This is a genomic window from Pseudomonas sp. NFR16 (assembly GCF_900108875.1).
In the GTDB taxonomy this organism is placed as follows: Bacteria; Pseudomonadota; Gammaproteobacteria; order Pseudomonadales; family Pseudomonadaceae; genus Aquipseudomonas.
In genome coordinates this window covers 1,446,566-1,470,701 of the sequence record NZ_FNYJ01000001.1, presented here as the reverse complement: position 1 = coordinate 1,470,701, position 24,136 = coordinate 1,446,566, and the positions used below count along the sequence as shown (strand labels likewise).

Sequence of the window (24,136 nt, the reverse complement as noted above, 5' to 3'; positions counted from 1 at the left end):
GAAGCTCTTGAACGAGTCAAAATTCAAGCAACACGAATCGATCCTGCTGCGCATCCTCTGGATGGTGGTCTTTGTCGTGGTCTGGCAGGTGGCCGAACTGGTCCTGGCGGTGGTGGTGCTGGTTCAGCTCACGTACCGCCTGTTCTACGGCGCGCCCAGTCTGAGCATGATGTCGTTCGGTGACAGCCTCAGCCAGTTTCTGGCGCAGATCGGCCGGTTTGGCACCTTTCATACCGATCAGAAGCCGTGGCCGTTTGCCGACTGGCCCGTTCCACGTGCTCCGGAGGGCGAGGCGCCACACACCGTTCCCGCTGCCGAGCACCCTGTGCGCGATGAGGAACCGAAACTATGAGGTTGTGGATCTTGCGCCACGGCGAAGCTCAGCATCGCGCGCGCACAGACGCCGAGCGCGAGCTGACCGCCAATGGCCGCGAAGAAGTGTTGAGCAGCGCTGCGCAGCTGTTGGGTCAGCCGCTGCGCTGGATCATCGCCAGTCCTTATGTGCGGGCACAGCAGACCGCCGAGCTGGTGCGCCAGTCACTGGGGTTTGCCGAACCGGTGGTGACCGTGCCGTGGCTGACGCCTGAGAGCGATCCGCGCAAGGTGCTGGAAAACCTCGATCTGTACGCGGCCGACGACGTGCTGCTGGTCAGCCATCAACCGTTGGTGGGTTCGCTTATCGGCTTGGCGGTGCACGGCAGTCTGCAACAGGCAGAGCCCATGCACACCGCCAGCCTGGCCGAGCTGGAAGCGGATTTTCCGCTGGCGGGCGCAATGGAACTGTCGCGCGTTCGTCATCCGGTGTAATGCCCGTTTTGGCGGGCGATGCGGTCTCTCAGTTCTGCCGGGATACCGGGTTCGTGACATCAACCACAAGGAAAAGACATGAGTCTGTGGCATAAAACCCCCGACCTCGAAGCCCTCAACGCGATGCAGAAAAACACCATCGGTGAAGTACTGGACATCCGTTTCGAGGCTTTTGACGAGCAATCCCTGACCGCCAGCATGGTGGTCGATCATCGCACCCATCAACCTTACGGTCTGTTGCACGGCGGCGCTTCAGTAGTGCTGGCCGAGACAGTGGGCTCGTCGGCCAGCTACCTGGTGATCGATACCAGCAAGTACTTCTGCGTCGGGCTCGAAATCAACGCCAACCATCTGCGCGGCCTGCGCAGCGGGCGGGTCACGGCGGTCGCACACCCGGTGCACATCGGTCGCACCACCCATGTGTGGGACATCCGCCTTACCAGCGACGAAGGCAAGGCCAGTTGCATCTCTCGCCTGACCGTGGCCGTGGTGCCCCTCGGCGAACAGCCGCCCACGCGCTGATTTAAGACTCTTGATTTGTGCAGTCGTCAACTGTCAGAAGTGACAGTTGTTGTTGTGAGTGTATGCGCCTAGCCTGAAGAGGTCCCATGACGGGATGACGCGGGTTCAAGGAGGAGTGACATGAGCAGAAAAGCTGCATTGATCAGTGACGAAATCTCCAGCAAGGCAGTTGAAATCGCAAAGCTTGCCGCTGAGCTGTCGGAACTTGAAAAAGCCGAGGCGCAACGTGAGGAAACCGAGCTGGGTCAATGGCTGGCACGCATCTACGGCGATGGTTCGCTCACCAATATCGAGTTTCAGCAGTTGCGTGACGAGGCTGACCGCAGGGTCGATGCTTTAAAACAGCTTTACCCCCAAAGCACCGAGCTGGCTGCTTTTCAGGAAGCAGCCGACATTGCCGTGCAACGGATGCAGACCGGGATTCTCAGCTTCAAGAAGCAAAAGTTGCCCAGTGAGCTCAAGACCGGAATTCACGAGGCCTACGCATTTCAAGTGGCCTACATTCAGGCGTGTCTGGACAGATTCACCCAGACGCTTTGAACATTCATCAGAACGTTGCAGTTTATATATCCGGTCAATGACCGGAGTGTCATCATCGATGGCAGTTCCGGTCATTGCTGCGCACAGGGGGCGCTGCGCACAATTGCAGCCTGTTTGCTTTCGATGGATGCGCCGGCATGACCCAGACTGTGTTTTTCGCTCACGCCAATGGCTTTCCTTCCGCCACCTACGGCAAGTTGTTTGCAGCGCTGGGGGATGATTTTCAGGTCATCCATCTGGAACAGCACGCCCACGATCCGCGGTTTCCGGTCACCGACAACTGGCCCAATCTGGTCGATGAACTCGTCCATCATTTGCGTGAACAGCCGCAGCCGGTGTGGGGCGTTGGCCATTCGCTGGGCGGCGTGCTGCATTATCACGCCGCCTTGCGTCATCCGGAGCTGTACCGCGGCGTCGTCATGCTCGATTCGCCGGTACTGACGCGCTTCGATCAGTGGATGATTCGCGCCGCCAAGCGCTTCGGTTTCATCGATCGCATCACCCCGGCAGGGCGCACGCTGGGGCGTCGTGAGGTGTTTGCCGATCTGGACGCTGCCCGCCGATATTTTTCGGGCAAGAACCTGTTTCGTCGCTTCGATCCGGAATGCTTCGAGGCCTATCTGCTGCACGGTCTGCAGGCGCAAGGCGGCCAACTGCGACTGCGCTTCGATCCGGCCACTGAGATCAGCATCTACCGCAGCGTCCCGCACACCAGTCCGGGCATGGCCCGCCATCTGCGGGTGCCGCTGGCCATGGTGCGCGGCGTACGCAGCGATGTCGTGCGTCGCCATCACGCGCTGTCGGTGAGAAGCATGCGCGAAGGCGAGTATCTTTCGGTGCCGGGCGGGCACATGTTTCCGCTTGAACACCCCGAGGACACCGCGCAAATGCTCAAGCAGCTGTTTTCCCGCTGGACGGCCAGGGCCCAAGCCGGCAATGACGTTCAGGCCCCTCAGCGGGCTCGCGCATGACCTGTTCGGTTGAAGAAATACGTCTGAGCCTGCCGCACATCGAACTGGCGGCGCACCTGTTCGGGCCGCCGGACGGCCAGCCGGTGATCGCGTTGCATGGCTGGCTCGACAACGCCAACAGCTTCGCGCGTCTGGCGCCCAGGCTTGAAGGATTGCGCATACTTGCCGTCGACATGGCCGGTCATGGCCATTCCGGTCATCGCCCGGCTGGCGCCGGTTACGGCCTGCCGGACTACGCCCACGATGTGTTGCAGGTGGCGGCGCAGATGGGCTGGGGGACGTTCTCGCTGCTGGGCCACTCGCTGGGCGCAATCGTTTCGGTGATCGTGGCAGGCGCCATGCCGCAGCGTGTCCGTCGCCTTGCCTTGATAGATGGGCTGATTCCCCCGCTGGGCGAGCCCGAGTCCGCTGCTGAGCGGATGGGCACCGCGCTGCAGGGACAGTTGGCGCAATCGGGCAAGCGCAAGCCGGTGTATGCGGACATGGACCGCGCCGTCGAAGCGCGCATGAAAGGCGCCGTCGCGGTCAGTCGCGAGGCGGCCGAGTTGCTGGCGCAGCGCGGGCTGATGCCGGTGCCCGGCGGGTACACCTGGCGCAGCGACAGTCGCCTGACCCTGGCCTCTCCGATTCGTCTTACGCGCGCGCAGGCGATGTCGTTCGTCAACGCGGTGCAATGCCCTGCACAACTGATCGTCGCCGAGGAGGGCATGCTGGCGCAGAACAAAGCGTTGCTGGCCAGCGTGCCGTTTCAGGTCTCGCAACTGCCGGGCGGGCATCATCTGCACCTGAACGACGAAGCGGGTGCGCGCTCTGTTGCAGACTGTTTCAATCGGTTCTTCGCCGTTCCTTGACTTGCGCCCTGCAACTGCCGACGCTGGGCGTGTAGAAACAGGAGACTGCACGATGGACCACCGCCCAAGCCGCACACGCACATCACTTCCCAAGCCGCACGTCGTTGCGGCCTTGCTTTGCCTCCCGATTCCCTGCCGATGAGAGCCCCCATGCGTTTACTTCCCGCGCTGGGCCTGCTGCTCTGCGTCGTCGGTCACACCGGTTTGAGTCAGGCGTCCGATGTTCCCGGCAGTCAGGACTTGCCCAATCTGCCACGCCTCACCGATGCCGAAATCATCGATTATCGTCCCGCCGCCGAACTTGAGCGGATTTACCCGTCAGGCTCCATTCGCAAGATCAGCGGCCAGTTGCGCTTCGACGGTCAGGTTTCCGCCCGGGGCAGTGTGACCGCGATCACCTATCAACTCCCCGGCGAGCACAGCTCCGACGAAGCCTTTACCGCCGCCCGTGAAGCGCTGCAGAGCCAAGGCGCGCAGTTGCTGTTCTGGTGTCAGGCGCGTGATTGCGGCGAAAGCAGCCTGTGGGCCAACGACGTGTTCGGCAACGCCAAGCTGTATGGCGCCGACAATCAGCAGGCCTATCTGCTGTTGCGTCTGGCGGCGCCGGCAAACGACACGCTGGTTGCACTCTATGGGATCACCCGAGGCAATCGCCGCGCGTACCTGCATGTCGAGCAGATGCAGGCCAGCGCGCCGCTGGGCACGTTGCTGCCCACGTCCGCGACCCTGCTGCGGGAGCTCAAGAGCACCGGCAAGCTGGACTTGCCCATGCTGACCGGAGCACCCGAAGATCCATGGCTCACCTTGCTCTCCAGAGGCTTGAATCTGGACAGCACCCTGCGCATCGTGCTCTCCGGGGCGCAACGCGAAGCCTGGCTTCAGGCATTGGTGGATAAAGGCGTGCGCAAGGCGCGACTGGAGGTTGGCAGCAAAGACAACGAAAGCCCGGGCCTGACACTGGAAGTCATTCGCTGACGCCTGCCGGGCGCTGATTTTGCTCAATAGCGGGCGAGCCCTCCGGTTCGCCGTTATGCTCAATACTTCGATTCACTTCTGCGGAATGACCATGCTCAATAACGATCGCCTGTTGGTGCAGATTCTGCTGCTGGCGTTGCTGGGGGCCTGCCTGTGGGTGATGGCGCCGTTCTGGTCGGCGCTGTTCTGGGGCGCCGTGCTGGCATTTGCCAGCTGGCCGCTGATGCCATTGCTCACCCGCTGGCTCAATGGCCGCGAATCCCTGGCTGCCGGCATCCTCACGCTGGGCTGGATGTTGCTGGTCGCCGCACCACTGGTGTGGCTGGGGTTCAATCTGGCGGATCACGTGCGCGACGCGACGGCGTTCGTCAAGGACGTGCAGGTCGATGGGCTGCCGGATCCGCCCGCTTGGCTCGGCAGTATTCCGCTGGTGGGCGAACGGCTGGTGGGTTACTGGATGACCATCGATCAGCAAGGCGCGGCGATGCTTGCCAGCGTCAAGCCTTATCTGGGACAGGTCGGCAACTGGTTGCTGGCGCGCAGTGCGCAGATCGGCGGCGGCATTCTCGAACTGACCCTGAGCATCGTTTTCGTGTTCTTTTTCTACCGCGACGGGCCGCGTCTGGCGGCGTTCGTCCTCAGTCTGCTGGAGCGGCTGATCGGCGATCGCGCGCAGTATTACCTCGATCTGGTCGCCGGGACCGTGCAACGCGTCGTCAATGGCGTGATCGGGACCGCGGCTGCGCAGGCGGTGCTGGCGCTGATCGGCTTCTTGATTGCCGGTGTTCCGGGGGCGCTGGTGCTGGGGATCGGCACCTTCCTGCTCAGTCTGGTGCCCATGGGCCCGCCGCTGATCTGGATTCCCGCGACGGCATGGCTGGCCTGGAAAGGCGATTACGGGATGGCGATCTTTCTCGGGCTGTGGGGGACGTTCATCGTCAGTGGGGTCGACAACGTCCTCAAGCCTTATCTGATCAGTCGCGGAGGCAATCTGCCGCTGGTGATCGTGCTGCTGGGGGTGTTTGGCGGGTTACTGGCGTTCGGCTTTATCGGCCTTTTCATCGGCCCGACACTGCTGGCCGTGGCGTACAGTCTGCTGCTCGACTGGGTCGGCGACAGCCGCGCGCGCCAGTTGCCAAAGTGACGGTTCATGACTGACAGAACCGCCGCCGAACACAGGTTCCGCGGCGGTTTTTTGCATCAGGCCGACGTGCTCAGATATTTGCCTGCGGTTGCGCTGCTGTTGAGGTTGTAGCGGTCGCTCAGGGCCGCGACCATGCGGTTCAGTGCCTCGCTGGCCTGAGTGGCGGCGGTGGATTGCTGGCTGGCATCAGGTTTGAGCGCTGCGCTCAGTTCGTCTGCGCTGACGCCGCCGCTGCCGTCGGCATCCAGCGCACTGAACAGCGAGTCGACGGCACCGGCGCTGGAAGAGGTCGAATTGCTGCCGTCGGCGCTCGAATTGTTCTGCAGCGCACGGGTGAGTTCGGCGGCAGTGATGCTGCCGTCGCCATCGGTGTCCAGGCTGCTGAACAGGTCGCCTGCATCGTTGGCGGGTGGCGGTGGCTGCTGGGCTTGCAGGCCGGCGGTCAGCTCTTCAAGGCTGACCGTGCCGTCCTCGTTGGTGTCCAGTGCATCGAAAACCCGAGTGCCATCGGCGTTGCTGTCGGTGCTGCTGAGCGCGGCGGTCAATTCATCGCTGCTGACGGCGCCGTCGCCGTCGGTGTCCAGCGCGCTGAGCAGATCCTGCGCCTGATCGGAGGCGGACGCGGCATCCATGGCCATCGGCGGAGGTGGCGGCGCCATCGCCGCCAGTTCGTCTGCGTCGAGGCTGTCATCGTCATCGCTGTCCAGATCGCTGAACGCCTTGCTCAGACTGACCGTGATGCCATCGCTTGAATCCGAGGACAGGGCCGAGCTCAACTCGTCCTTGTCGATACTGCCGTCACCGTTGGCGTCGAGTTTCTTGACGAGATCTTCAGCGAACTTCTTGCTGTTGGCGCTGCTGGTGGCTGAACTGACATAGCTGGAATAACTGCTGCTGCCGCTGATGCCTGTGATCATCGGACTGACTCCCCATCAGATGGATAAAACCGGGTGCTCCGGCTGATGCAGCGTCCACGGGGCGCGTGTCCTGGGTATGTGAGCTTTGTAACGCGGGGCTTACGCGGCGAGGAGGGGGGTGGTTGCCATGGGTTTACGCCCACCAGCGTGGTGACGATTCAGATGCGCGGCAGGTCGAGCACGGCGGTGAGGCCGCCGCCAGGGGTTTCTGCCAGGCGCAGGTCGCCGCCCATTCTGCGGGCGGCTTCGCGGGCGATGGTCATGCCGATTCCAACGCCGCCGGAGTTGCGGTTGCGTGAACCCTCGACGCGGTAGAAGGGTTCGAACACCGCTTCGCGCAGGTGGTCCGGAATACCCGGGCCATGGTCGACGACGCGCACCTGCAGGCGGTCGCTGGCGTCTTCGATCTCCACCCGGGCGTGGCCGGCATAGCGCAGGGCGTTGTCGATCAGGTTGTGCAGGCAGGAGCGCAACGCCATCGGCTGAGACTTGAGCGGCCGGCAAGTGCCGCTGGCCTGCACATCATCGCCGTTGTCCTGAGCGTTTTCGGTCAAAGATTCGATCAGCGCCTGCACGTCGAAATATTGCAGCGCCTCGCTGGTGCGCTGTTCGTTGAGGTAGGTCAGCGTCGCGTCGAGCATGCCGATCATGTCGTTCAGGTCTTGCGTCATCTGACCGTGCAATTTCGGCTCGTCAATCTGCTCGACGCGCAATTTCAGGCGGGCCAGGGGGGTGCGCAAGTCGTGGGAGACCGCGGCGAGCATGCGGCCGCGCTGTTGCACCTGCTCGCGAATGCGCTCCTGCATCAGGTTGAACGTGGCCGCGGCCTGACGCGCTTCTCGCGGTCCCTTGATGTCCAGCGGCGGGCTGTCGAGGTTCTCGCTCAGCCGCTCGGCCGCCTCGCTGATGCGCTGCACCGGACGACTCAGGGCCTTGGCGCCGAACCACGCGGCGATGACCAGCGTGATCAACTGGAACATCAATGGAATCAGCGGAATACCCAAAAACGGAGGACGGCCCGGTGGCGGGCGCAAGGCGTCGAATCTGCCGGAAGGCTGGCCTGGGGCGCCGCTGTCAGGCGCAGCCTGAGCTTGCTGTGCGGCGGGGGGCGGCGGGGGCGGCATCCGCGGACCGTAATGGCGGAACCACATGAATGCCAGGAGGTGCGCCAGAATGATCGCCAGCAGCGCGCCACCGAATAATCGCGCGAAGAGGGTGTCGGCAGAGCGGATCAACCAATCTCCCTGGCGTCGAACATATAGCCTTCGCCACGTACGGTTTTGATCAGTTGAGGGGATTTGGGGTCGTCACCCAGTTTCTGCCGCAGGCGTGAGACCAGCAGGTCGATGCTGCGGTCGAATGCTTCGATCGAGCGGCCCCGCGCGGCGTCCAGGAGCTGTTCGCGATTGAGCACGCGACGCGGACGCTCGAGGAACACGCGCAGCAGGCGGAACTCCGCGTTGGACAGCGGCACGACCAGACCGTCGGGAGCGGTCAGCTGCCGAAGCACGCTGTTCAGCCGCCAATTGTCGAAACGCAGCGTGGCACGTTCTTCAGTGCGGTCGTCCCGCACGCGGCGCAGAATGGTCTGGATGCGCGCCACCAGCTCACGCGGCTCGAACGGCTTGGCCATGTAATCATCAGCGCCCAGTTCCAGGCCGATGATACGGTCGGTGGGTTCGCAGCGGGCCGTCAGCATCAGGATCGGAATATCCGACGAACTGCGCAGCCAGCGACACAGCGAAAGACCGTCTTCACCGGGCAGCATCAAGTCCAGCACCACCACGTCGTAGGTTTCTTCAGCCAGCGCCTGACGCATTGCATTGCCGTCGGTCACGCCGGTGCTCTGAATGTTGAAGCGCGCCAGGTAATCGCACAGCAACTCCCGGATCGGCACATCGTCATCGACAATCAGCGCACGCGTGTTCCAGCGACGCTCATCGGCCTGCGGGTTGGCGGTGTTGCTGTCGGGGGTTGTCTGCATGTTGCTGCCGCCATGTGATGCGGCCGGGAAAGGCCGCGAGTGAAGAACAACGCTGCCATGCTACTTCGCAGGCGAGCGGGGCGGAAGGGTGACGGAGCGAGGTGTCGGCGGATTGTCCTGAATGTATCAAGAAATGTACATGTGGTTGGGGCAGCGACTTCTCTGGACGTTTTTGATCGGCTGCGCAGCAGTCGTAGGACCAGCCAGCGCGTAATGTCTGACACTCCGCATGCACAGGTTTACTGCCGGTACCCGGCAGATCGCGGGGCAAGCCGCGCTCCTACAGCTGACAGCGGGGTACGCTGGACGTACTAAGCGTTAGCTCCCACTCCCGCGTGAGTCATCTGCGCGGCAGGGCGGGGATACAAAAAAACGGTTGATGGCGAAGGGGTCGTCGTGTCGGAAAAACAAGTCAGCAGCCGCCCCGGCCCCTGTAGGAGTGCGGCTTGCCCGCGATCGGCTGCGCAGCAGTCGTAAGACCAGCCAGCGCGTAATGTCTGACACTCCGCATGCACAGGTTTACTGCCGGTACCCGGCAGATCGCGGGGCAAGCCGCGCTCCTACAGCTGACAGCGGGGTACGCTGGACGTACTAAGCGTTAGCTCCCACTCCCGCGTGAGTCATCTGCGCGGCAGGGCGGGGATACAAAAAAACGGTTGATGGCGAAGGGGTCGTCGTGTCGGAAAAACAAGTCAGCAGCCGCCCCGGTCCCTGTAGGAGTGCGGCTTGCCCGCGATCGGCTGCGAAGCAGTCGTAAAACCAGCCACCGCGCTATGTCTGACACTCGACATGCACAGGTTTTGCTGCCGGTACTCCACAGATCGCGGGGCAAGCCGCGCTTCTACGGTTGATGGCGGAACGCCCCTCATCCGGCTCTGAAAAAGTGCCTCGCGCGGGCCGAATCCGTTTTGGCGTCAGACAGCGCCCGCCGAGCAGGTTCTTTACAGCTGAGCCAGCCTCGATGCCCAGCAAAATCGGCAGTCTTTACGCTTTCTTTATGCCGCATGCCACGCCTCGATCTCGTTCCTTTACACCCCTCATGACGACAATTCCTCCACACGGCAGTCGCCGTATGACGGAGAGTTTTTCATGAGCGTTCTGGATGGGGTGTCTCTGCTGTTGGCCGCAGGGTTATTCGTGTACTTGCTGGTGGCGCTGCTGCGCGCCGGCCGGGTCGAGGAGTGACGGCCATGCACAGCTATGACTATCTGCTGATTCTGGCTTTTTTCGCACTGGTGCTGCTGCCCGCGCCAATGCTTGGACGGTTCTATTACAACGTCATGGAAGGTCAGCGCACCTTCCTCACGCCGGTGCTGGGGCCGGTCGAGCGCATCTGCTATCGATTGTCGGGCGTCGACCCCGCGGTTGAGCATAACTGGAAGACTTACACCCTGGCCTTGCTGGCATTCAACCTGGCAGGGTTCGTCGTGCTGTTCGCGATTCTCTTGTTTCAGGGCGCACTGCCGCTCAATCCCCAAGGCCTGCCAGGGATGGAGTGGTCGCTGGCGTTCAACACCGCCATGAGTTTCGTCACCAACACCAACTGGCAGAGCTACAGCGGCGAAGCATCGCTCAGCTACCTGAGCCAGATGGCCGGCCTGACCGTGCAGAACTTCGTCAGCGCTGCCACCGGTATCGCCGTGCTGGTCGCATTCTGCCGCGGCATCGGTCGACGCTCGACTCAGCATTTGGGCAATTTCTGGACCGACATGACCCGCGCCACGCTGTACGGCCTGCTGCCGCTGTGCATCATCCTCGCGCTGTTCCTGGTCTCGCAGGGCGTGCCGCAGACCTTCGCCCATTACGTCGACGCCGTTACCTTTCAAGGCGCTGACCAGACGATCCCTCTGGGCCCAGCCGCCAGTCAGATCGCGATCAAGCAACTGGGGACCAACGGCGGCGGGTTCTTCGGCGTCAACTCGGCGCATCCGTTCGAGAACCCGACCACCTGGAGCAACCTGTTCGAACTGGTGTCGATCATCCTGATTCCGGTCGCCCTGGTGTTCACGTTCGGCCATTACGTCAAGGACATGCGCCAGAGCCGCGCCATCGTCGCCTGCATGTTCGTGCTGTTCCTGATTGGCGGCGCGACCGCGCTGTGGGCCGAATACCAGCCCAACCCGGCGCTGAACCTGGCGGCGGTCGAGCAGGCCGCGCCGATGGAAGGCAAGGAAACCCGCTTCGGCACTACCGCCACCGTACTGTGGGCAGCGACCACCACTGCCGCGTCCAACGGGTCGGTCAACGGCATGCACGACAGCCTCAACCCGCTCACCGGGATGATCGCGCTGGCCAACATGATGGTCGGCGAGGTGATCTTCGGTGGCGTCGGCGCAGGCCTGTACGGGATGTTGCTGAACGTGCTGATCGCCGTGTTCCTCGCCGGGCTGATGATTGGCCGTACCCCGGAATACCTGGGCAAGAAACTTCAGGCCACCGAAGTGAAATTACTGGTTGCGACGCTGATCGTGATGCCGGTCGGCGTGCTGGTGTTCGGCGCGCTGGCGGCCTCGTTGCCAGGGCCTGCCGGTTCGGTGAGCAACCCGGGCGCCCATGGCTTCAGCCAGCTGCTTTACACCTACACCTCGGCCACCGCGAACAACGGCTCGGCATTCGGCGGTTTCAGTGCGAACACGCTGTTCCACAACCTGATGCTGAGCCTGTCGATGTTCATTGGCCGCTTCGGCTACATCCTGCCGGTGCTGGCGCTGGCGGGCAGTCTGGGGGCGAAGAAGACCGCGCCGCTGGGGCTCAACAGCTTTCCCACCCATGGCCCGCTGTTCGTCACGTTGCTGACCGTGACGATTCTGTTGGTGGGCGGCCTGACGTTCCTGCCGACGCTGGCGTTAGGACCGATTGCCGAACATCTGAGCCTGGGCTTCTGAGGATTGATCATGAATATGCAAGCTCCTGTGACCAAAAACACTGTGCACGCGCCGGCCGCGGCCGAGCCGGTCAAGACCGGGTTCGGTGACCTCTGGCGCCCGGCGTTGATTCAGGCGTTCGTCAAGCTCGACCCCCGTCAGCTGCAACGCGCACCGGTCATGCTGGTGGTCGAACTGACCGCCATCCTCACCACGATTCTGTGCCTGATCCCCAATCCGGCCGTGCCGACCTTCGTCGCTGTGCAGATTGCGGTCTGGCTGTGGTTTACCGTGCTGTTCGCCAACTTCGCCGAAGCCTTGGCTGAAGGGCGCGGCAAGGCCCGCGCCGACAGCCTGAAAGCCGGAACGGACGGCCTCAAGGCTCGACTCAAAGGCGCGACGGGCGGCTTTCTGATGGTCAACGCCAGCACGTTGCGCAAGGGTGACGTGGTGCGCGTCGAAGCGGGGGAGTTGATTCCCGGTGACGGCGAGGTCATCGAAGGCATCGCAGCGGTCAACGAAGCCGCGATCACGGGTGAATCCGCGCCGGTGATCCGCGAGTCCGGCGGCGACCGCTCGGCGGTCACCGGCAATACCCGGCTGGTGTCCGACTGGTTGCTGGTGCGGATCAGCGCCAATCCCGGCGAGTCGACGCTGGACCGCATGATCGCGCTGGTTGAAGGCGCCAAGCGCCAGAAAACCCCCAACGAGGTGGCGCTGGACATCCTGCTTATCGGCCTGACCCTGATTTTCCTGCTGGTGGTCGTCACCCTCCAGCCGTTCGCCCACTTTGCCGGCGGCAGCCTGCCGCTGGTGTTTCTGGTGGCGCTGCTGGTCACGCTGATTCCGACCACCATCGGCGGGCTGCTGTCGGCGATCGGCATTGCAGGCATGGACCGTCTGGTGCGCCTGAACGTCATCGCCAAATCCGGCCGCGCGGTGGAGGCCGCGGGCGACGTCCATGTGCTGCTGCTGGACAAGACCGGCACCATCACGTTCGGCAACCGTCGCTGCGCCGCGGTCTATGCCGCGCCCGGCGTGAGCGCCAAGGAGCTGGCCGAAGGCACATTGCTGGCCTCGCTGGCCGACGACACCGCCGAAGGCAAGTCGATCGTCGAATACCTGCGCGCGCTGCACCCGATGAACGAGCCATCGCCCGGTCAGGTGACGGCGGTGCCGTTCAGCGCCGAAACGCGCCTGTCCGGCATCGACTACGATGGCCGCGTGTACCGCAAGGGGGCGGTCGATTCACTGCTCAAGTTCCTCGGCCGCGACCGCGCCGATCTGCCGCTGACCCTGTCCCGCGAGATCGACAAGATCGCCAAGACCGGTGGCACGCCGCTGCTGGTGTGCGGCGACGGCAAGCTGTTGGGCGCCGTTCATCTCAAGGACGTGGTCAAGCCGGGGATTCGCGAGCGGTTCGACGAGTTGCGCAAGTTGGGGATCCGCACGGTGATGGTGACGGGCGATAACCCGCTGACCGCTGCTGCGATTGCTGCCGAAGCGGGCGTCGACGACGTCATCGCCGAGGCCACGCCGGAGAAGAAACTCGAGCGCATTCGTCAGGAACAGAACGACGGCCGTCTGGTGGCGATGTGCGGCGACGGCGCCAACGACGCCCCCGCACTGGCCCAGGCTGACGTCGGCATGGCGATGAACGATGGCACTCAGGCTGCACGCGAAGCGGCGAATATGGTGGATCTGGACAGCGATCCGACCAAGCTGCTCGACGTGGTGCAGATCGGCAAGGAGTTGCTGGTTACCCGCGGCGCGCTGACCACGTTCTCGATTGCCAACGACGTGGCGAAATACTTCGCGATCCTGCCGGCGCTGTTCGCGGCCATCTATCCGCAACTGGGTGTGCTCAACATCATGCACCTGGCCAGCCCGCAGAGCGCGATTCTCTCGGCGATCGTCTTCAACGCGTTGATCATCGTGGTGCTGATTCCACTGGCACTGCGTGGCGTGCGCGTGCAGGCGGCCAGCGCGGCGCACCTTCTGCGACGCAACCTGCTGGTCTACGGGCTGGGCGGGATCGTCGTGCCGTTCGTGGGGATCAAAGCCATCGACCTGCTGCTGACGGCGTTGCATCTGGTTTGACCGACTGCCTGCACTGCGGGCGGCCCATGCCCGCAGTCACCTTTTTCGAATGAGGAATGAATGATGTCCAGTGTATTGCGTCCGGCCGTGAGCCTGATCGTTCTGATGACCCTGATCACCGGCGTGGCTTATCCGCTGATGGTCACCGGTGTTGCGCAAGTGGCTTTCCCGGAGCAGGCCAACGGCAGCCTGGTGTACGACGATCAGGACAAAGTCCGGGGCTCGGAGCTGATTGCGCAGGATTTCAGCGGCGAACAATGGTTTCATCCGCGTCCGTCCGCCGGCGCTTATGCCACCGTCGCGAGCGGGGCGAGCAACCTGTCGCCAAGCAACCCGGCGCTGGCGACACGCATCGGCGACGAGGCAGCGAAGCAGAAGGTCGATAACCAGGGCCCGGTGCCGCTGAACCTGCTGACCACCTCCGGCAGCGGTCTGGACCCGCACCTGTCACCAGAGGCGGCGGATTATCAGGTGGCGCGGATTGCGGCGGCGCGTCATCTGCCAGGCGATTCGGTGCACAAGCTCATCGCGGCCAACACCTACAACCCGCTGATCGGCCCGCCCGTGGTCAATGTGCTGGCGCTGAACCAGAGCCTGGAAGCATTGACGTCTGGCAAAGTCGTGAATTGATTGGCAGAGTCACTGTACAAGGCAGCCAGTGGCAGCGAGCTTGCTCGCGAAGACTAAGGTTCAGGCGACACATTTTTTGCTGAATGCACTGGCCTCTTCGCGATCAAGCTCGCTGCCACCATTTATTTTTTGTCAGGCACCGGGAAGCACACTTTGAATCGCGACAACGCAACAGGATTATCTTCGTGAACTCAAACAGCCGCGCGGACGCTTTGCTGGCCGATCTGCCCCGGGACGACCGGGGCCGGTTGAAAGTGTTCCTGGGCGCAGCGCCGGGCGTGGGCAAGACCTACGCCATGCTCCAGGCCGCCCACACGCAACTGCGCCAGGGCGTGGTGCTGCGCGTGGGCGTGGTCGAAACCCACGGCCGCGCCGAAACCGAGTCCTTGCTCGTCGGCCTGCCTCAGCAGCCGATGCTGCGTAGCGAATACCGCGGCGTGATGCTCGAAGAAATGGACCTGGACGGCCTGCTGCTGGCCCGGCCCAAACTGGTGCTGGTCGACGAACTGGCGCACACCAACGCCCCCGGCAGCCGACACGCCAAGCGCTGGCAGGACATTCAGGAGCTGTTGTCGGCCGGCATTGACGTTTACACCACGGTCAATGTGCAGCATCTGGAAAGCCTCAACGATCAGGTTCGCGGCATCACCGGCGTGCAGGTGCGCGAAACGCTGCCCGACTGGGTGCTGCAGGAAGCCTACGAACTGGTGCTGATCGACCTGCCGCCGCGCGAACTGCTGGAGCGTCTGCGCGATGGCAAGGTCTACGTGCCCGAGCAGGCGAGGGCGGCCATCGACGCGTTTTTCACCCAGACCAATCTGACGGCGTTGCGCGAGCTGGCGATGCAGACGGCGGCCGCTCAGGTGGACAACGATCTTGCGCTGGGCTATCGCCAGATGGGGCAGGCCGCGCCTGCGGTGCGAGGCCGTTTGCTGGTGGGCATCGACGGCGACGATCAGGCCGACCGACTGGTGCGCCACGCCAGCCGGGTCGCTCAGCGGCGGCACCTGCCGTGGAGTCTGGTGCACGTCGACAACGGCCGCTTCTTCGACGAACTGGCACGCGCTCGCCTGCAGAGTGCGCAGCAGCTCGCCGAGCGGCTGGGCGGAGAAGTCGTGGTGCTGCGTGCGCCCGAGGTGGCGAAAGCTCTCATCCAGCATGCCGCTGAGCGCCGCGCCAGTCTGGTGCTGGTCGGTCAGTCGCGGCCGTTGCTGCGCCGTCGGCTGTTCGGTGGCGGCCTGGCCTCGCGACTGCTGCGCAACGCCCACGGCCTTGAGATTAACGTGCTCGACAGCGAAGCGCGGCCCGATCAGGCCCGCTCGGCTTCACCGCACCCACTCGTCTGGTTCGATTATCTGCTGGCCGTGCTGGCCACGGTGGGGGCCAGTGCGCTGGCATGGGCGGTGTCCAGCGTCCTCGCGCTGCCGAATATCTCGCTGGTGTTTCTCGCGGCCGTGCTGCTGGTGGCGGTGCGCAGCAGCGTGGGCCCTGCGATGGTCTGCTCGGTGCTGTCGTTTCTGGCCTATGACTTTCTGTTCATACCGCCCAACTTTTCCTTGAGCATCCAGCGCGAAGAAGACGTGCTGACGCTGTTGTTTTTCCTGTTGATGGCGGCGCTGACCGGCAATCTCGCCGCTCGCCAGCGGCGTCAGCTGCAGGCGTTGCGCGACACTCAGGAAGAGACCAGCGAGCTGCTTGACCTGTCCAAGCGCCTGACCGCCGCCACCGATCGTCAGGCAGTGCTCAGCGCGGCGGAGCACCATCTGGCCGACTGGCGCGAATTGCAGATCTGCGTGCTGGACCGCGATGGTCAGCAGGGCTGGAAAATCGAAGTCGGGGGCTCGCTGGAGTTTTCCGGGTCCGAGCGCGCGGCCGCCGACTGGGCCTGGCAGCACGGCCAGCCGGCAGGTCGGGGCACCGGCACGCTGCCGTCGGGCAATTGGTGGTGGCTGCCATTGTGGGTCGACGATGCACCCTTGGCGCTGCTCGGCGTCAGGCCGCGAGACGGGCAGAGCTTCAGCCCCCAGCGTCGGCGCCTGCTGGGCGCACTCAGTCAGCCGCTCGGGCAGGCGCTGGCGCGGGCACGCCTGGCGCAGGATCTGGAGGCCGCGCGTCTGCACGGCGAAACCGAACAGCTGCGCAGCGCGTTGCTGGCTTCGGTGTCACACGACCTGCGCACCCCGTTGACGGCCATGCGCGGCAGCATCGACAGCCTGTTGGCATTGGGTGAAGCGATCCCGCTGGAAGACCGGCGCGAGTTGCTCGAGGGCACGCGCGACGAGGCCGAGCGGCTGGATCGTTACATTCAGAACCTGCTGGACATGACCCGCCTGGGCCACGGCGCATTGAAGCTGGCGCGCGACTGGGTATCGCCCGGAGACATCGTCGGCAGTGCGCTGAATCGACTGCGCGCGGTGCTGGCGCCGCTGCACATCGAGACCGATGTGCCGCTTGAGCTGCCGCTGCTCTATGTGCATGCCGCGCTGATCGAGCAGGCGCTGATCAACGTGCTGGAAAATGCCGCACGCTTTTCGCCGGTTCACGGTCGCCTGCAGATGGCCGTGCGGGTCGAGGCCGACGAACTGGTGTTCGCCGTCAGCGACGAAGGGCCGGGCATTCCCGAAGACGAGCGGGCGAAGATTTTCGACATGTTTTACACCGCTGCACGCGGCGACCGGGGCGGGCAGGGCACAGGGCTCGGGCTGGCGATCTGTCAGGGCATGGTCGGCGCCCATGGCGGACGCATCAGTGTCGCGGACGGCATCGAAGGCCGCGGCACGTGCATCAGCCTGCATTTGCCGCTGCAGGCGCAGCCTCAGGCTGAAATCGAGCAGGCGGTCTGATCGTTTGCCGGGTACGCTGCTGTTTTAAAATCGAATCTGACGAGTAACGGGAAAAGCATGAGCCAGACGGCGACCATTCTGGTGATCGATGACGAGCCGCAGATTCGCAAATTCCTGCGGATCAGCCTCGCATCACAAGGCTACAAAGTGCTCGAAGCCGGCACTGGCAGTGAAGGTCTGACGCAAGCGGCGCTGAACAAACCCGATCTGCTGGTGCTGGACCTGGGCTTGCCCGACATGGACGGCCAGGATGTGCTGAGCCAGTTCCGCGAGTGGTCGGCGGTGCCGGTGCTGGTGTTGTCGGTGCGCGCCAGCGAAGGCGAGAAGGTGCGTGCGCTGGACTCCGGCGCCAACGACTACGTGACCAAACCGTTCGGCATTCAGGAGTTTCTGGCGCGCATCCGCGCGTTGTTGCGTCAGGCGCCGGAGAGCGGGAAAGTGGAAGCGGCGCTGGTGATCGGGCCGCTGACGGTCGATCTGGCGTATCGGCGGGTGTCGCTGGACGGCGTTGAAGTCGCGCTGACTCGCAAAGAATATGCGGTGCTGGCTCAACTGGCACGGCATCCGGGCCGCGTCATCACCCAGCAGCAACTGCTCAAGGACATCTGGGGCCCGACCCATGTGGAGGACACCCATTACCTGCGCATCGTGGTCGGCCACCTCCGTCAGAAACTGGCGGACGATCCGGCCGCGCCACGCTTCATCGTCACCGAGGCGGGCGTGGGGTATCGGTTGATGGAAGGCTGATGCGCGTCGCCACGGCCGGGACGCTCAATGCTCCCGCTCGTAGCGGTCCAGCGTATCCCGGGCGATTTCCCGACCCAGGGCGATCAGTTCCGGCGCCTTGTAGAACTCGAAGAACCGACAGACCCGCTTGGGCACGTTGATCAGGATGTCCGGCGGATAACCGGCAATCTTGTATTGCGCCAACGACGTCTGCATGACTTCGAAGCTCTGGTTGATCAGGTCGAGCAGGGAGGCGGGCCCGACGTTGTCGACGATGATCGAGCCGCTGGCGGACTTCGGCGCGCCGGCGGCCTGTGGCGCAGCGGCAGGTTGCTGGCCCTGAGGATCGGCAGACTCGCTGTCGCCCGCCAACCAGGGATTGGCGATCGTCGCAGCCGTGGCCTTGAGGCTGTCCTGCTGCAGCCGCAGCACGTCGCCGCCCGCGACCTCCAGTTTGCGCCGGAACGGCAGGTGCGAGCCGATGGAGTTGATCAGGCTGTCGAAGCGCTTCTTCACCGCGGGCGGTCGCTCGATCACTGGCAACTGGTAATGTTTCTGGTTGGTCGAGTTGAGGTTGACCGCAACGATCAGGTCGCAGTGGCTGGACACCACCGGCACGATCGGCAACGGGTTGAGCAAGCCACCGTCGACCAGCGTGCGATTGCCCTGAACCACAGGGGTGAACAGGCTCGGAATGGCCGCCGAAGCGCGCATCGCCGAATGCAGATTACCTTCCTGAAACCAGATTTCCTGTTGGTTGGTGAGGTCGGTGGCCACGGCGGTGTAGGGAATGCGCAGGTCCTCGATGTTGACCTCGCCGACGATCTCGCGAATCTTGCCGAAGACCTTTTCGCCGCGAATGGCGCCCAGGCGGAAACTCACGTCCACCAGCCGCAGCACATCGAGGTAATCGAGGCTCTCGATCCACGCCTTGTACTCGGGCAGCTTGCCGGCCGCGTAAATCCCGCCAACCACCGCGCCCATCGAACAGCCGGCGATGCAGGCGATGTCGTAACCGCGGCGCTCCAGTTCTTCGATCACCCCGATATGCGCATAGCCTCTGGCACCGCCGGATCCCAGCACCAGCGCGATTCGTTTTTTCATTTGCCTGCCCCCCACCGCAAAGGTTCTACCCTACGCCCAAGGCTGCCGCGAATCATCTGCTGTTGTACATCCTCCTCAGGGATAGGGCCTGCAATGCGCTGCAGATCGCATCGCCCATCAAGATGACGACCGCCCGCTAAATTCGCTTGCTCAAATCCGGCGCCAGGCATAGCGTGTGGGCATCAGCAGCCGGGTAACGCACATAGAACGTCCGCCATTTCAACCACAAAAAAGGATCGCATCATGCCCCTCGTCAGAATCGATGTTGCCGCTCAGACACCTGCCCAGACCATTGCCGCCATCGGCGACGTCATCTACCAGGCGATGCGCACCACCGCCAGCGTGCCCGAGCATGACCGGTTTCAGATCATCCACCGTCACACCGCCGAGGAGTTGGTCTATCCCGCCGAAGGGTATCTGGGCGTCACCTACACGCCGGACATCGTGTTCATCCAGATCACCTGGAATGAGGGACGCACGACCGAGGTCAAGAAGGCGTTCTACAAGGCGGTGGCGCAGGGGATCCACGAGCGCACCGGTCTGCGACAGGAAGATGTGTGGATCAACCTGGTGGAAACCAAACGCGAGAACTGGTCGTTCGGCAACGGCGACATGCACTACGCCCCCGCACCGTAACGCCGGGCGTGGACACAGGCTTGGAGGATGACTGACCCGCTACATTGCCAAGCCGGTCGCAGAATCGGATACGCTGCGCCGTCCCGGTATGGCACTTTTGCATCGCAGTATCGTCAAACCGGCAACGTCGATTTCCATTGTTGAGGTAACACCCCATGAAAGCGTGGATCTGCCTGCCCCTGTTGGCGTTGGTTCTCACTGGTTGCGCCGGTAAAACCGCTTACCGCGATACCTGCGGCACGCAACTCGATGCCGCCTGGCACGAGCTGGATCTGGCCAAGGCCGAAGGCTTTGCAGGCACGGTCAGCTACTCCAAGGCCCTGTCGTTGTTGACCGGCGCGAAGACCCAGCAGCAGTTCGAAGCGTTCGAAGGTTGCTCGGAAAAGGCTGAAAAAGCCCGCTTCTATATTCGTGAGTCCCGCGCCGGACGGTAAACCGGTTCCAAACGCCTCGCCCGGCGCTGTGGGAGTGGGCACGCTCGCTTCCACAGCCGCTTCGCAATAAATCCTTCCCAATCCCTTCCTGCGCGCTGGCGAAAACGCCTACGCTGACTTTAAAGTGGCTGCACGTCTGGCATTTTCTGCAGTCCTACTAGCCATAAGCAGTCGCCTGGGGAGGCCTTCCGATGGGCAGAAAACTGGATGCGTGTTTAAACGCGATCAATGAAGTGGTGCTGGGCAAGGAGCCCCAGGTTCGCCTGGCGATGACCTGCCTGCTGGGCGGCGGCCATCTGCTGATCGAAGATCTGCCCGGCATGGGCAAGACTACGCTCAGCCATACCCTCGCGCGGGTGCTGGGTTTAAGCTTCCAGCGGATCCAGTTCACCTCCGACCTGCTGCCGGGCGACATCCTCGGCACCTCGATTTTCGACCGGGAAACCGGGCAGTTCACTTTCCATCCGGGGCCGATCTTCGCCGAACTGGTGTTAGCGGACGAGATCAACCGCGCCACGCCAAAAAGTCAGAGCGCACTGCTAGAGGCCATGGAAGAAGGGCAGGTGACGATTGAGGGCGCAACCCGTTTGCTGCCCGAGCCTTTCTTCGTCATCGCCACCCAGAACCCCTTTAGCCAGGGCGGTACCTTCGCCTTGCCCGAGTCCCAGCTGGATCGTTTTCTGATGCGTCTGTCGCTGGGTTATCCGGCCCGGTCGGCGGAGCGCGCGTTGTTGCTGGGCGAGTCCCGGCGCGAGCTGTTGCCGCGTATCGAGCCGGTCCTCGATCACGCCGGGCTGGCGGCCTTGCAGGCAGAGGCACGGCAGGTGCGCGCCAGCGACGCGCTGGTGGATTACGTGCTGCGGCTGGTGGATGCCACGCGCAGCCAGCCGCAGTTCGCCTACGGCCTTTCACCCCGGGCGAGCCTGGCGATTCTGTCGGCGGCGCGGGCGTGGGCCTTGCTGGCTGGCCGCGATTATGTGATTCCCGAAGACGTTCAGGCGATTCTCCCCGCGGTGATCGGGCATCGCCTGCGCGAGCGTACGGACCCCACCGGGCATGGCGGCGGGGCGTTGGTTCAATGGCTGCTGCGTGAGGTGCCGGTGCTTTGATCGAAAAGTTCAAACCGGTCTGGCAGCGCTGGGTAGGACGTCGCATTCCTCCCGCTTCGCGGATCGAGCTGGATCACCGCCGAATTTTCATCCTGCCGACCCGCGTTGGCGGCACCTACGCCTTCGTGCTGTTTTTGCTGCTGCTGGTGTCGATCAATTACCAGAACAGCCTCGCCTACGGGTTGACCTTCCTCATGCTGTCGGTCGGCGTGCTCGCCATCCTTCATACGTATCGCAACTTCAGCGGGCTGATCCTCAGCGCCGGCAGTGCGCGCTCGGTGTTCGTCGGCGAGCCGGTGCAACTGCGCCTGCGGCTGGAAAGCGCCGAACGCGGCCATCAGGCCATCGCGCTGGGTTGGGACAGCGAACATCTGGAGCAGACCGACGTCGAGGCCGAGCGTCAGGTGGAGATCGCCCTGACGCTGCCGGCGCTCAACCGTGGCTGGCTGCGCGCGCCGCGTCTGCGCGTGGAAAGTGTGTTTCCGCTGGGGATCTTTCGTGCCTGGACCTGGCTCGATCTGGAGCAGACGGTGTTGATCTACCCGCGCCCGGTGGCCGGAACGATGCCGCTGCTGCAGGGCGTGCAACCCCATGCGCAGGATGACGGTCAGGCCACTCAGGGTCAGGGCGTCGATGATTACCAGGGACTGCGCCCGTGGCAGCCCGGCGACTCGATGCGGCGCATGCACTGGAAAGCCTGGTCGCGCGGGCAAGGCCTGATGGTCAAGGAATTCAGCGATCTGAGCGGCCATGACCTGTGCCTGGACTTCATGGCCCTGGGCGGTGACATCGAGGAGCGTCTGTCGCGCCTGTGTTACTGGGTTCTCGAACTGTCCCAGCGCCAACAGCCGTTTGCGCTGCGCCTGCCGAATTCTCTCTCGGCGGTGGACAGCGGCGACGCACATCGCGAAGCCTGCCTGCGCCAGCTCGCCCTGTATGGCGTGCGGGCATGAACAGGGCATCGCCATGACGTCGACCCAACTGGCCCAGCCGATCCCGCGGATCAGCCTGAACTGGCTGCTGATCGCGCAGGCGCTGGTGATTGTGCCGTTCGCGCTGCACGTGCCCGTGGCGCTGATCATTCTGTGGCTGGTGTGCACATTCTGGCGCATTCAAATCTTCCGCATGCGCGTGCGCATGCCCGGCACGTGGATCAAGTCGGGCCTGTTGGTCGGCACTGCGGGCGGCATCTTCCTGGCGCGTGGCAGCCTGATCGGGCTGGACGCCGGGGCGGCGCTGCTGATCGCGGCGTTCATCCTGAAGATGCTCGAAATGCAGACCCGGCGCGATGCGCTGGTGCTCATCTTTCTGGGCTTCTTCTGCGTCGCGGTGGGCTACCTGTTCGAGGATGCGCTGCTGTGGGGGCTGTTCACGCTGCTGCCGATCGCGACGCTGCTGGCAGCGCTGATCGGGCTGCAGCAATCGAACCTTGCAAGCAAGCCTGCGGGCACGCTGATGCTCGCCGCCAAGCTGTTGCTGCAGGCAGTGCCGCTGATGCTGCTGTTGTTTCTGTTCTTTCCTCGGCTGGACCCGCTCTGGTCGCTGCCGCAGCCCAGCAACAAGGCGTTGACGGGGTTGTCCGACAGCATGGCGCCGGGGGACATCGCCGAGTTGAGCAAGTCAGCCTCGCTGGTGTTTCGGGCCAGCTTCGATGGCCCCGTGCCACCGCGCAGCCAGCAATACTGGCGCGCCCTGACGCTGGAGCAGTTCGACGGCCGGCGCTGGTCGCAATCTTCCCGCGCGCAGGTGCCGGACGCGCCGGACTGGCGTCGTGCGGGCGAGCAGATCGCTTACAGCATCGTGCTGGAGCCCACCGGCAAGCCCTGGTTGATGACGATGGACGTCGGGCAGACCGACCTGGCCGGTGCGCGGCAGATGAGCGATTTTCGCTGGCAGCGCCGACGTCCTGTCGAGCAGTCGATGCTCTACAACGTTGTGTCATGGCCCGACGCTGTCCGCGAAACCACGCTCAGTGACAGCGCCCGTTCGCAGGCTTTGCAACTGCCCGCCAAAGGCAATCCCGAGGCCCGCGAATGGGCCGCCGATCTGCATCGTCGCTACCCCAGGACGGATGCGCTGGTGGACGCCATGCTGTCGTACTTCACCGAGCAGCCGTTCCATTACACACTCAAGCCACCGACGCTTGGCCCCAACAGCATCGATGATTTCCTGTTCGCCAGCCGCAGCGGCTTCTGCGCGCATTATGCCGGGGCGATGACCTTCGCCCTGCGCGCCGCGGGCGTTCCGGCGCGCGTAGTGGCCGGCTACCAGGGCGGCGAGCTGAACCCGGACGGCAATTACATCAGCGTGCGGCAATTCGATGCGCATGCCTGGGTCGAGTATTGGCAGGCAGGCGTCGGCTGGCGCAGCGTCGACCCGACCGCTGCGGTGGCACCTGCACGCATCGAACAGGGGCTGGAACAGGCGCTGGCGTCGGGCGAAGAGTTTCTCGCCGATTCACCCATGTCCGCCTTGCGCTATCGGCACCTGGCCTGGGTCAATGCCCTGCGCATGAGTTGGGATAACCTCAATTATGGCTGGCAGCGCTGGGTGCTCGGCTATCAGGGCCAGCAGCAGTTGCAGGTGCTGGGTCGCTGGTTCTCCGGTGTCCAGGCGCCGGTGTTCGCAGGCTCCGGCCTGGCGATTCTCGGGCTGCTGGCGTTGTGGCTGCTCAAGCCGTGGCGTCGGGAAAGCGATTCTCAGCTGCGCCTGTTCAATCGCTTCGAACGGTTGCTCGCGCGCCATGGTCTCAAGCGTCAGCAAGGCGAGGGCGCTCAGGCTTTTGCCCGGCGCGCGGCGTTGCATTTTCCCCAGCACGCCGAAGCGATCGAAGGCTTCGTCGATGAATTCCAGGCCCAGCGTTATGCCGGCGCGTCCGGCTCAACGGCGCAATTGCGGCGCCGCTTGAAGCGCCTGCGGCGCAGCTTGCCTTGGCGCTTGTCTACGATGAGGGCCAAGTAGCCACATTCTTAAGGAGCG

The 24,136-nt window shown here is 63.8% G+C and carries 23 protein-coding genes; 19 read left to right on the top strand and 4 right to left on the bottom strand.

All coding sequences use genetic code 11. The features are described 5' to 3' along the window. Positions 1–7: 7 nt before the first annotated feature. From BMZ10_RS06670 to BMZ10_RS06635, 8 genes are all read left to right on the top strand, one after another. Positions 8–352, top strand: a complete 345-nt coding sequence (locus BMZ10_RS06670; RefSeq protein ID WP_093459206.1) for a DUF4389 domain-containing protein — start codon at positions 8–10, stop codon at positions 350–352. Next, entirely contained in the window at positions 349–807 is a 459-nt protein-coding gene (sixA, locus tag BMZ10_RS06665; protein ID WP_093459205.1) for a phosphohistidine phosphatase SixA, read from the top strand. The genes BMZ10_RS06670 and sixA overlap by 4 nt, the downstream gene beginning before the upstream one ends. Before the next feature lie 78 nt (positions 808–885). Beyond that, positions 886–1,329, top strand: a complete 444-nt coding sequence (locus BMZ10_RS06660) for a hotdog fold thioesterase (RefSeq protein ID WP_093459204.1) — start codon at positions 886–888, stop codon at positions 1,327–1,329. 120 nt (positions 1,330–1,449) lie between these two features. Beyond that, positions 1,450–1,869, top strand: a complete 420-nt coding sequence (locus BMZ10_RS06655; RefSeq protein WP_177182056.1) for a hypothetical protein — start codon at positions 1,450–1,452, stop codon at positions 1,867–1,869. A 137-nt stretch (positions 1,870–2,006) separates the two neighbouring features. Then, a complete protein-coding gene (locus BMZ10_RS06650; RefSeq protein ID WP_093459203.1) occupies positions 2,007–2,840 on the top strand; it encodes an alpha/beta fold hydrolase in 834 nt (277 codons plus the stop codon). Then, a complete protein-coding gene (locus tag BMZ10_RS06645; RefSeq protein ID WP_093459202.1) occupies positions 2,837–3,691 on the top strand; it encodes an alpha/beta fold hydrolase in 855 nt (284 codons plus the stop codon). Before BMZ10_RS06650 ends, BMZ10_RS06645 begins: the two co-directional genes overlap by 4 nt. 150 nt (positions 3,692–3,841) lie before the next feature. Then, positions 3,842–4,666: a DUF4892 domain-containing protein gene (locus tag BMZ10_RS06640; protein WP_371265929.1), complete on the top strand. Its 825-nt coding sequence runs from the start codon at positions 3,842–3,844 to the stop codon at positions 4,664–4,666. A gap of 91 nt (positions 4,667–4,757) precedes the next feature. Next, a complete protein-coding gene (locus BMZ10_RS06635) occupies positions 4,758–5,810 on the top strand; it encodes an AI-2E family transporter (RefSeq protein WP_093459200.1) in 1,053 nt (350 codons plus the stop codon). 56 nt (positions 5,811–5,866) lie between these two features. Here BMZ10_RS06635 and xopAW read toward each other — a convergent pair whose 3' ends face one another. From xopAW to BMZ10_RS06620, 3 genes are all read right to left on the bottom strand, one after another. Further along, the gene (gene xopAW / locus BMZ10_RS06630; protein ID WP_093459199.1) at positions 5,867–6,727 is read right to left on the bottom strand and encodes an EF-hand domain-containing protein; all 861 of its coding nucleotides are present in this window, start codon (positions 6,725–6,727) and stop codon (positions 5,867–5,869) included. A gap of 158 nt (positions 6,728–6,885) precedes the next feature. After that, complete coding sequence (locus BMZ10_RS06625; protein ID WP_093459198.1) at positions 6,886–7,962, bottom strand: sensor histidine kinase; 1,077 nt, start codon at positions 7,960–7,962, stop codon at positions 6,886–6,888. Further along, entirely contained in the window at positions 7,959–8,711 is a 753-nt protein-coding gene (locus tag BMZ10_RS06620; protein WP_093459197.1) for a response regulator, read from the bottom strand. The genes BMZ10_RS06625 and BMZ10_RS06620 overlap by 4 nt, the downstream gene beginning before the upstream one ends. A gap of 1,089 nt (positions 8,712–9,800) precedes the next feature. Between BMZ10_RS06620 and kdpF the strand changes: the two genes are divergently transcribed. The 6 genes from kdpF to BMZ10_RS06590 all read left to right on the top strand — a co-directional run bounded on the left by kdpF (position 9,801) and on the right by BMZ10_RS06590 (position 17,895). Then, positions 9,801–9,896, top strand: coding sequence for a K(+)-transporting ATPase subunit F (gene kdpF / locus BMZ10_RS06615; protein ID WP_037009437.1), 96 nt, complete (start codon positions 9,801–9,803; stop codon positions 9,894–9,896). A gap of 5 nt (positions 9,897–9,901) precedes the next feature. Continuing rightward, positions 9,902–11,596: a potassium-transporting ATPase subunit KdpA gene (gene kdpA / locus BMZ10_RS06610; protein WP_093459196.1), complete on the top strand. Its 1,695-nt coding sequence runs from the start codon at positions 9,902–9,904 to the stop codon at positions 11,594–11,596. A gap of 9 nt (positions 11,597–11,605) precedes the next feature. Then, complete coding sequence (gene kdpB, locus BMZ10_RS06605) at positions 11,606–13,675, top strand: potassium-transporting ATPase subunit KdpB (protein ID WP_177182055.1); 2,070 nt, start codon at positions 11,606–11,608, stop codon at positions 13,673–13,675. A gap of 63 nt (positions 13,676–13,738) precedes the next feature. Next, positions 13,739–14,305, top strand: a complete 567-nt coding sequence (kdpC, locus tag BMZ10_RS06600) for a potassium-transporting ATPase subunit KdpC (protein WP_093460093.1) — start codon at positions 13,739–13,741, stop codon at positions 14,303–14,305. Positions 14,306–14,490: 185 nt separating this feature from the next. Beyond that, the gene (locus BMZ10_RS06595) at positions 14,491–17,148 is read left to right on the top strand and encodes a sensor histidine kinase (RefSeq protein ID WP_093459195.1); all 2,658 of its coding nucleotides are present in this window, start codon (positions 14,491–14,493) and stop codon (positions 17,146–17,148) included. Positions 17,149–17,205: 57 nt separating this feature from the next. Then, positions 17,206–17,895, top strand: coding sequence for a response regulator (locus tag BMZ10_RS06590; protein ID WP_093459194.1), 690 nt, complete (start codon positions 17,206–17,208; stop codon positions 17,893–17,895). Between the two features lie 24 nt (positions 17,896–17,919). Here the strand turns inward: BMZ10_RS06590 and BMZ10_RS06585 are convergent, their stop codons facing one another. After that, a complete protein-coding gene (locus tag BMZ10_RS06585) occupies positions 17,920–18,978 on the bottom strand; it encodes a patatin-like phospholipase family protein (RefSeq protein WP_093459193.1) in 1,059 nt (352 codons plus the stop codon). Positions 18,979–19,221: 243 nt separating this feature from the next. On the opposite strand from BMZ10_RS06585, the gene BMZ10_RS06580 reads away from it, so the two are divergent. The 5 genes from BMZ10_RS06580 to BMZ10_RS06560 all read left to right on the top strand — a co-directional run bounded on the left by BMZ10_RS06580 (position 19,222) and on the right by BMZ10_RS06560 (position 24,118). Then, positions 19,222–19,614, top strand: a complete 393-nt coding sequence (locus BMZ10_RS06580) for a tautomerase family protein (RefSeq protein WP_093459192.1) — start codon at positions 19,222–19,224, stop codon at positions 19,612–19,614. 155 nt (positions 19,615–19,769) lie between these two features. Continuing rightward, complete coding sequence (locus BMZ10_RS06575; protein ID WP_093459191.1) at positions 19,770–20,048, top strand: hypothetical protein; 279 nt, start codon at positions 19,770–19,772, stop codon at positions 20,046–20,048. Between the two features lie 191 nt (positions 20,049–20,239). Further along, complete coding sequence (locus BMZ10_RS06570) at positions 20,240–21,157, top strand: AAA family ATPase (RefSeq protein WP_093459190.1); 918 nt, start codon at positions 20,240–20,242, stop codon at positions 21,155–21,157. Next, positions 21,154–22,110 (top strand): DUF58 domain-containing protein, encoded by a 957-nt coding sequence (locus tag BMZ10_RS06565; RefSeq protein ID WP_093459189.1) that lies wholly within the window; start codon positions 21,154–21,156, stop codon positions 22,108–22,110. Before BMZ10_RS06570 ends, BMZ10_RS06565 begins: the two co-directional genes overlap by 4 nt. Before the next feature lie 13 nt (positions 22,111–22,123). Next, a complete protein-coding gene (locus BMZ10_RS06560; RefSeq protein WP_093460090.1) occupies positions 22,124–24,118 on the top strand; it encodes a transglutaminase TgpA family protein in 1,995 nt (664 codons plus the stop codon). Positions 24,119–24,136 lie beyond the last annotated feature (18 nt).

What these genes read in the sequence shown, in the direction of transcription:
- kdpA (WP_093459196.1), top strand. Translation starts at nt 9,902, where the DNA reads ATGCACAGCTATGACTATCTGCTGATTCTGGCTTTTTTCGCACTGGTG.
- BMZ10_RS06650 (WP_093459203.1), top strand. Translation starts at nt 2,007, where the DNA reads ATGACCCAGACTGTGTTTTTCGCTCACGCCAATGGCTTTCCTTCCGCC.
- BMZ10_RS06560 (WP_093460090.1), top strand. Translation starts at nt 22,124, where the DNA reads ATGACGTCGACCCAACTGGCCCAGCCGATCCCGCGGATCAGCCTGAAC.
- BMZ10_RS06655 (WP_177182056.1), top strand. Translation starts at nt 1,450, where the DNA reads ATGAGCAGAAAAGCTGCATTGATCAGTGACGAAATCTCCAGCAAGGCA.
- BMZ10_RS06585 (WP_093459193.1), bottom strand. Translation starts at nt 18,978, where the DNA reads ATGAAAAAACGAATCGCGCTGGTGCTGGGATCCGGCGGTGCCAGAGGC.
- BMZ10_RS06660 (WP_093459204.1), top strand. Translation starts at nt 886, where the DNA reads ATGAGTCTGTGGCATAAAACCCCCGACCTCGAAGCCCTCAACGCGATG.
- kdpB (WP_177182055.1), top strand. Translation starts at nt 11,606, where the DNA reads ATGAATATGCAAGCTCCTGTGACCAAAAACACTGTGCACGCGCCGGCC.
- kdpF (WP_037009437.1), top strand. Translation starts at nt 9,801, where the DNA reads ATGAGCGTTCTGGATGGGGTGTCTCTGCTGTTGGCCGCAGGGTTATTC.
- xopAW (WP_093459199.1), bottom strand. Translation starts at nt 6,727, where the DNA reads ATGATCACAGGCATCAGCGGCAGCAGCAGTTATTCCAGCTATGTCAGT.
- BMZ10_RS06635 (WP_093459200.1), top strand. Translation starts at nt 4,758, where the DNA reads ATGCTCAATAACGATCGCCTGTTGGTGCAGATTCTGCTGCTGGCGTTG.
- BMZ10_RS06580 (WP_093459192.1), top strand. Translation starts at nt 19,222, where the DNA reads ATGCCCCTCGTCAGAATCGATGTTGCCGCTCAGACACCTGCCCAGACC.
- BMZ10_RS06575 (WP_093459191.1), top strand. Translation starts at nt 19,770, where the DNA reads ATGAAAGCGTGGATCTGCCTGCCCCTGTTGGCGTTGGTTCTCACTGGT.
- BMZ10_RS06640 (WP_371265929.1), top strand. Translation starts at nt 3,842, where the DNA reads ATGCGTTTACTTCCCGCGCTGGGCCTGCTGCTCTGCGTCGTCGGTCAC.
- kdpC (WP_093460093.1), top strand. Translation starts at nt 13,739, where the DNA reads ATGTCCAGTGTATTGCGTCCGGCCGTGAGCCTGATCGTTCTGATGACC.
- BMZ10_RS06590 (WP_093459194.1), top strand. Translation starts at nt 17,206, where the DNA reads ATGAGCCAGACGGCGACCATTCTGGTGATCGATGACGAGCCGCAGATT.
- BMZ10_RS06620 (WP_093459197.1), bottom strand. Translation starts at nt 8,711, where the DNA reads ATGCAGACAACCCCCGACAGCAACACCGCCAACCCGCAGGCCGATGAG.
- BMZ10_RS06570 (WP_093459190.1), top strand. Translation starts at nt 20,240, where the DNA reads ATGGGCAGAAAACTGGATGCGTGTTTAAACGCGATCAATGAAGTGGTG.
- sixA (WP_093459205.1), top strand. Translation starts at nt 349, where the DNA reads ATGAGGTTGTGGATCTTGCGCCACGGCGAAGCTCAGCATCGCGCGCGC.
- BMZ10_RS06645 (WP_093459202.1), top strand. Translation starts at nt 2,837, where the DNA reads ATGACCTGTTCGGTTGAAGAAATACGTCTGAGCCTGCCGCACATCGAA.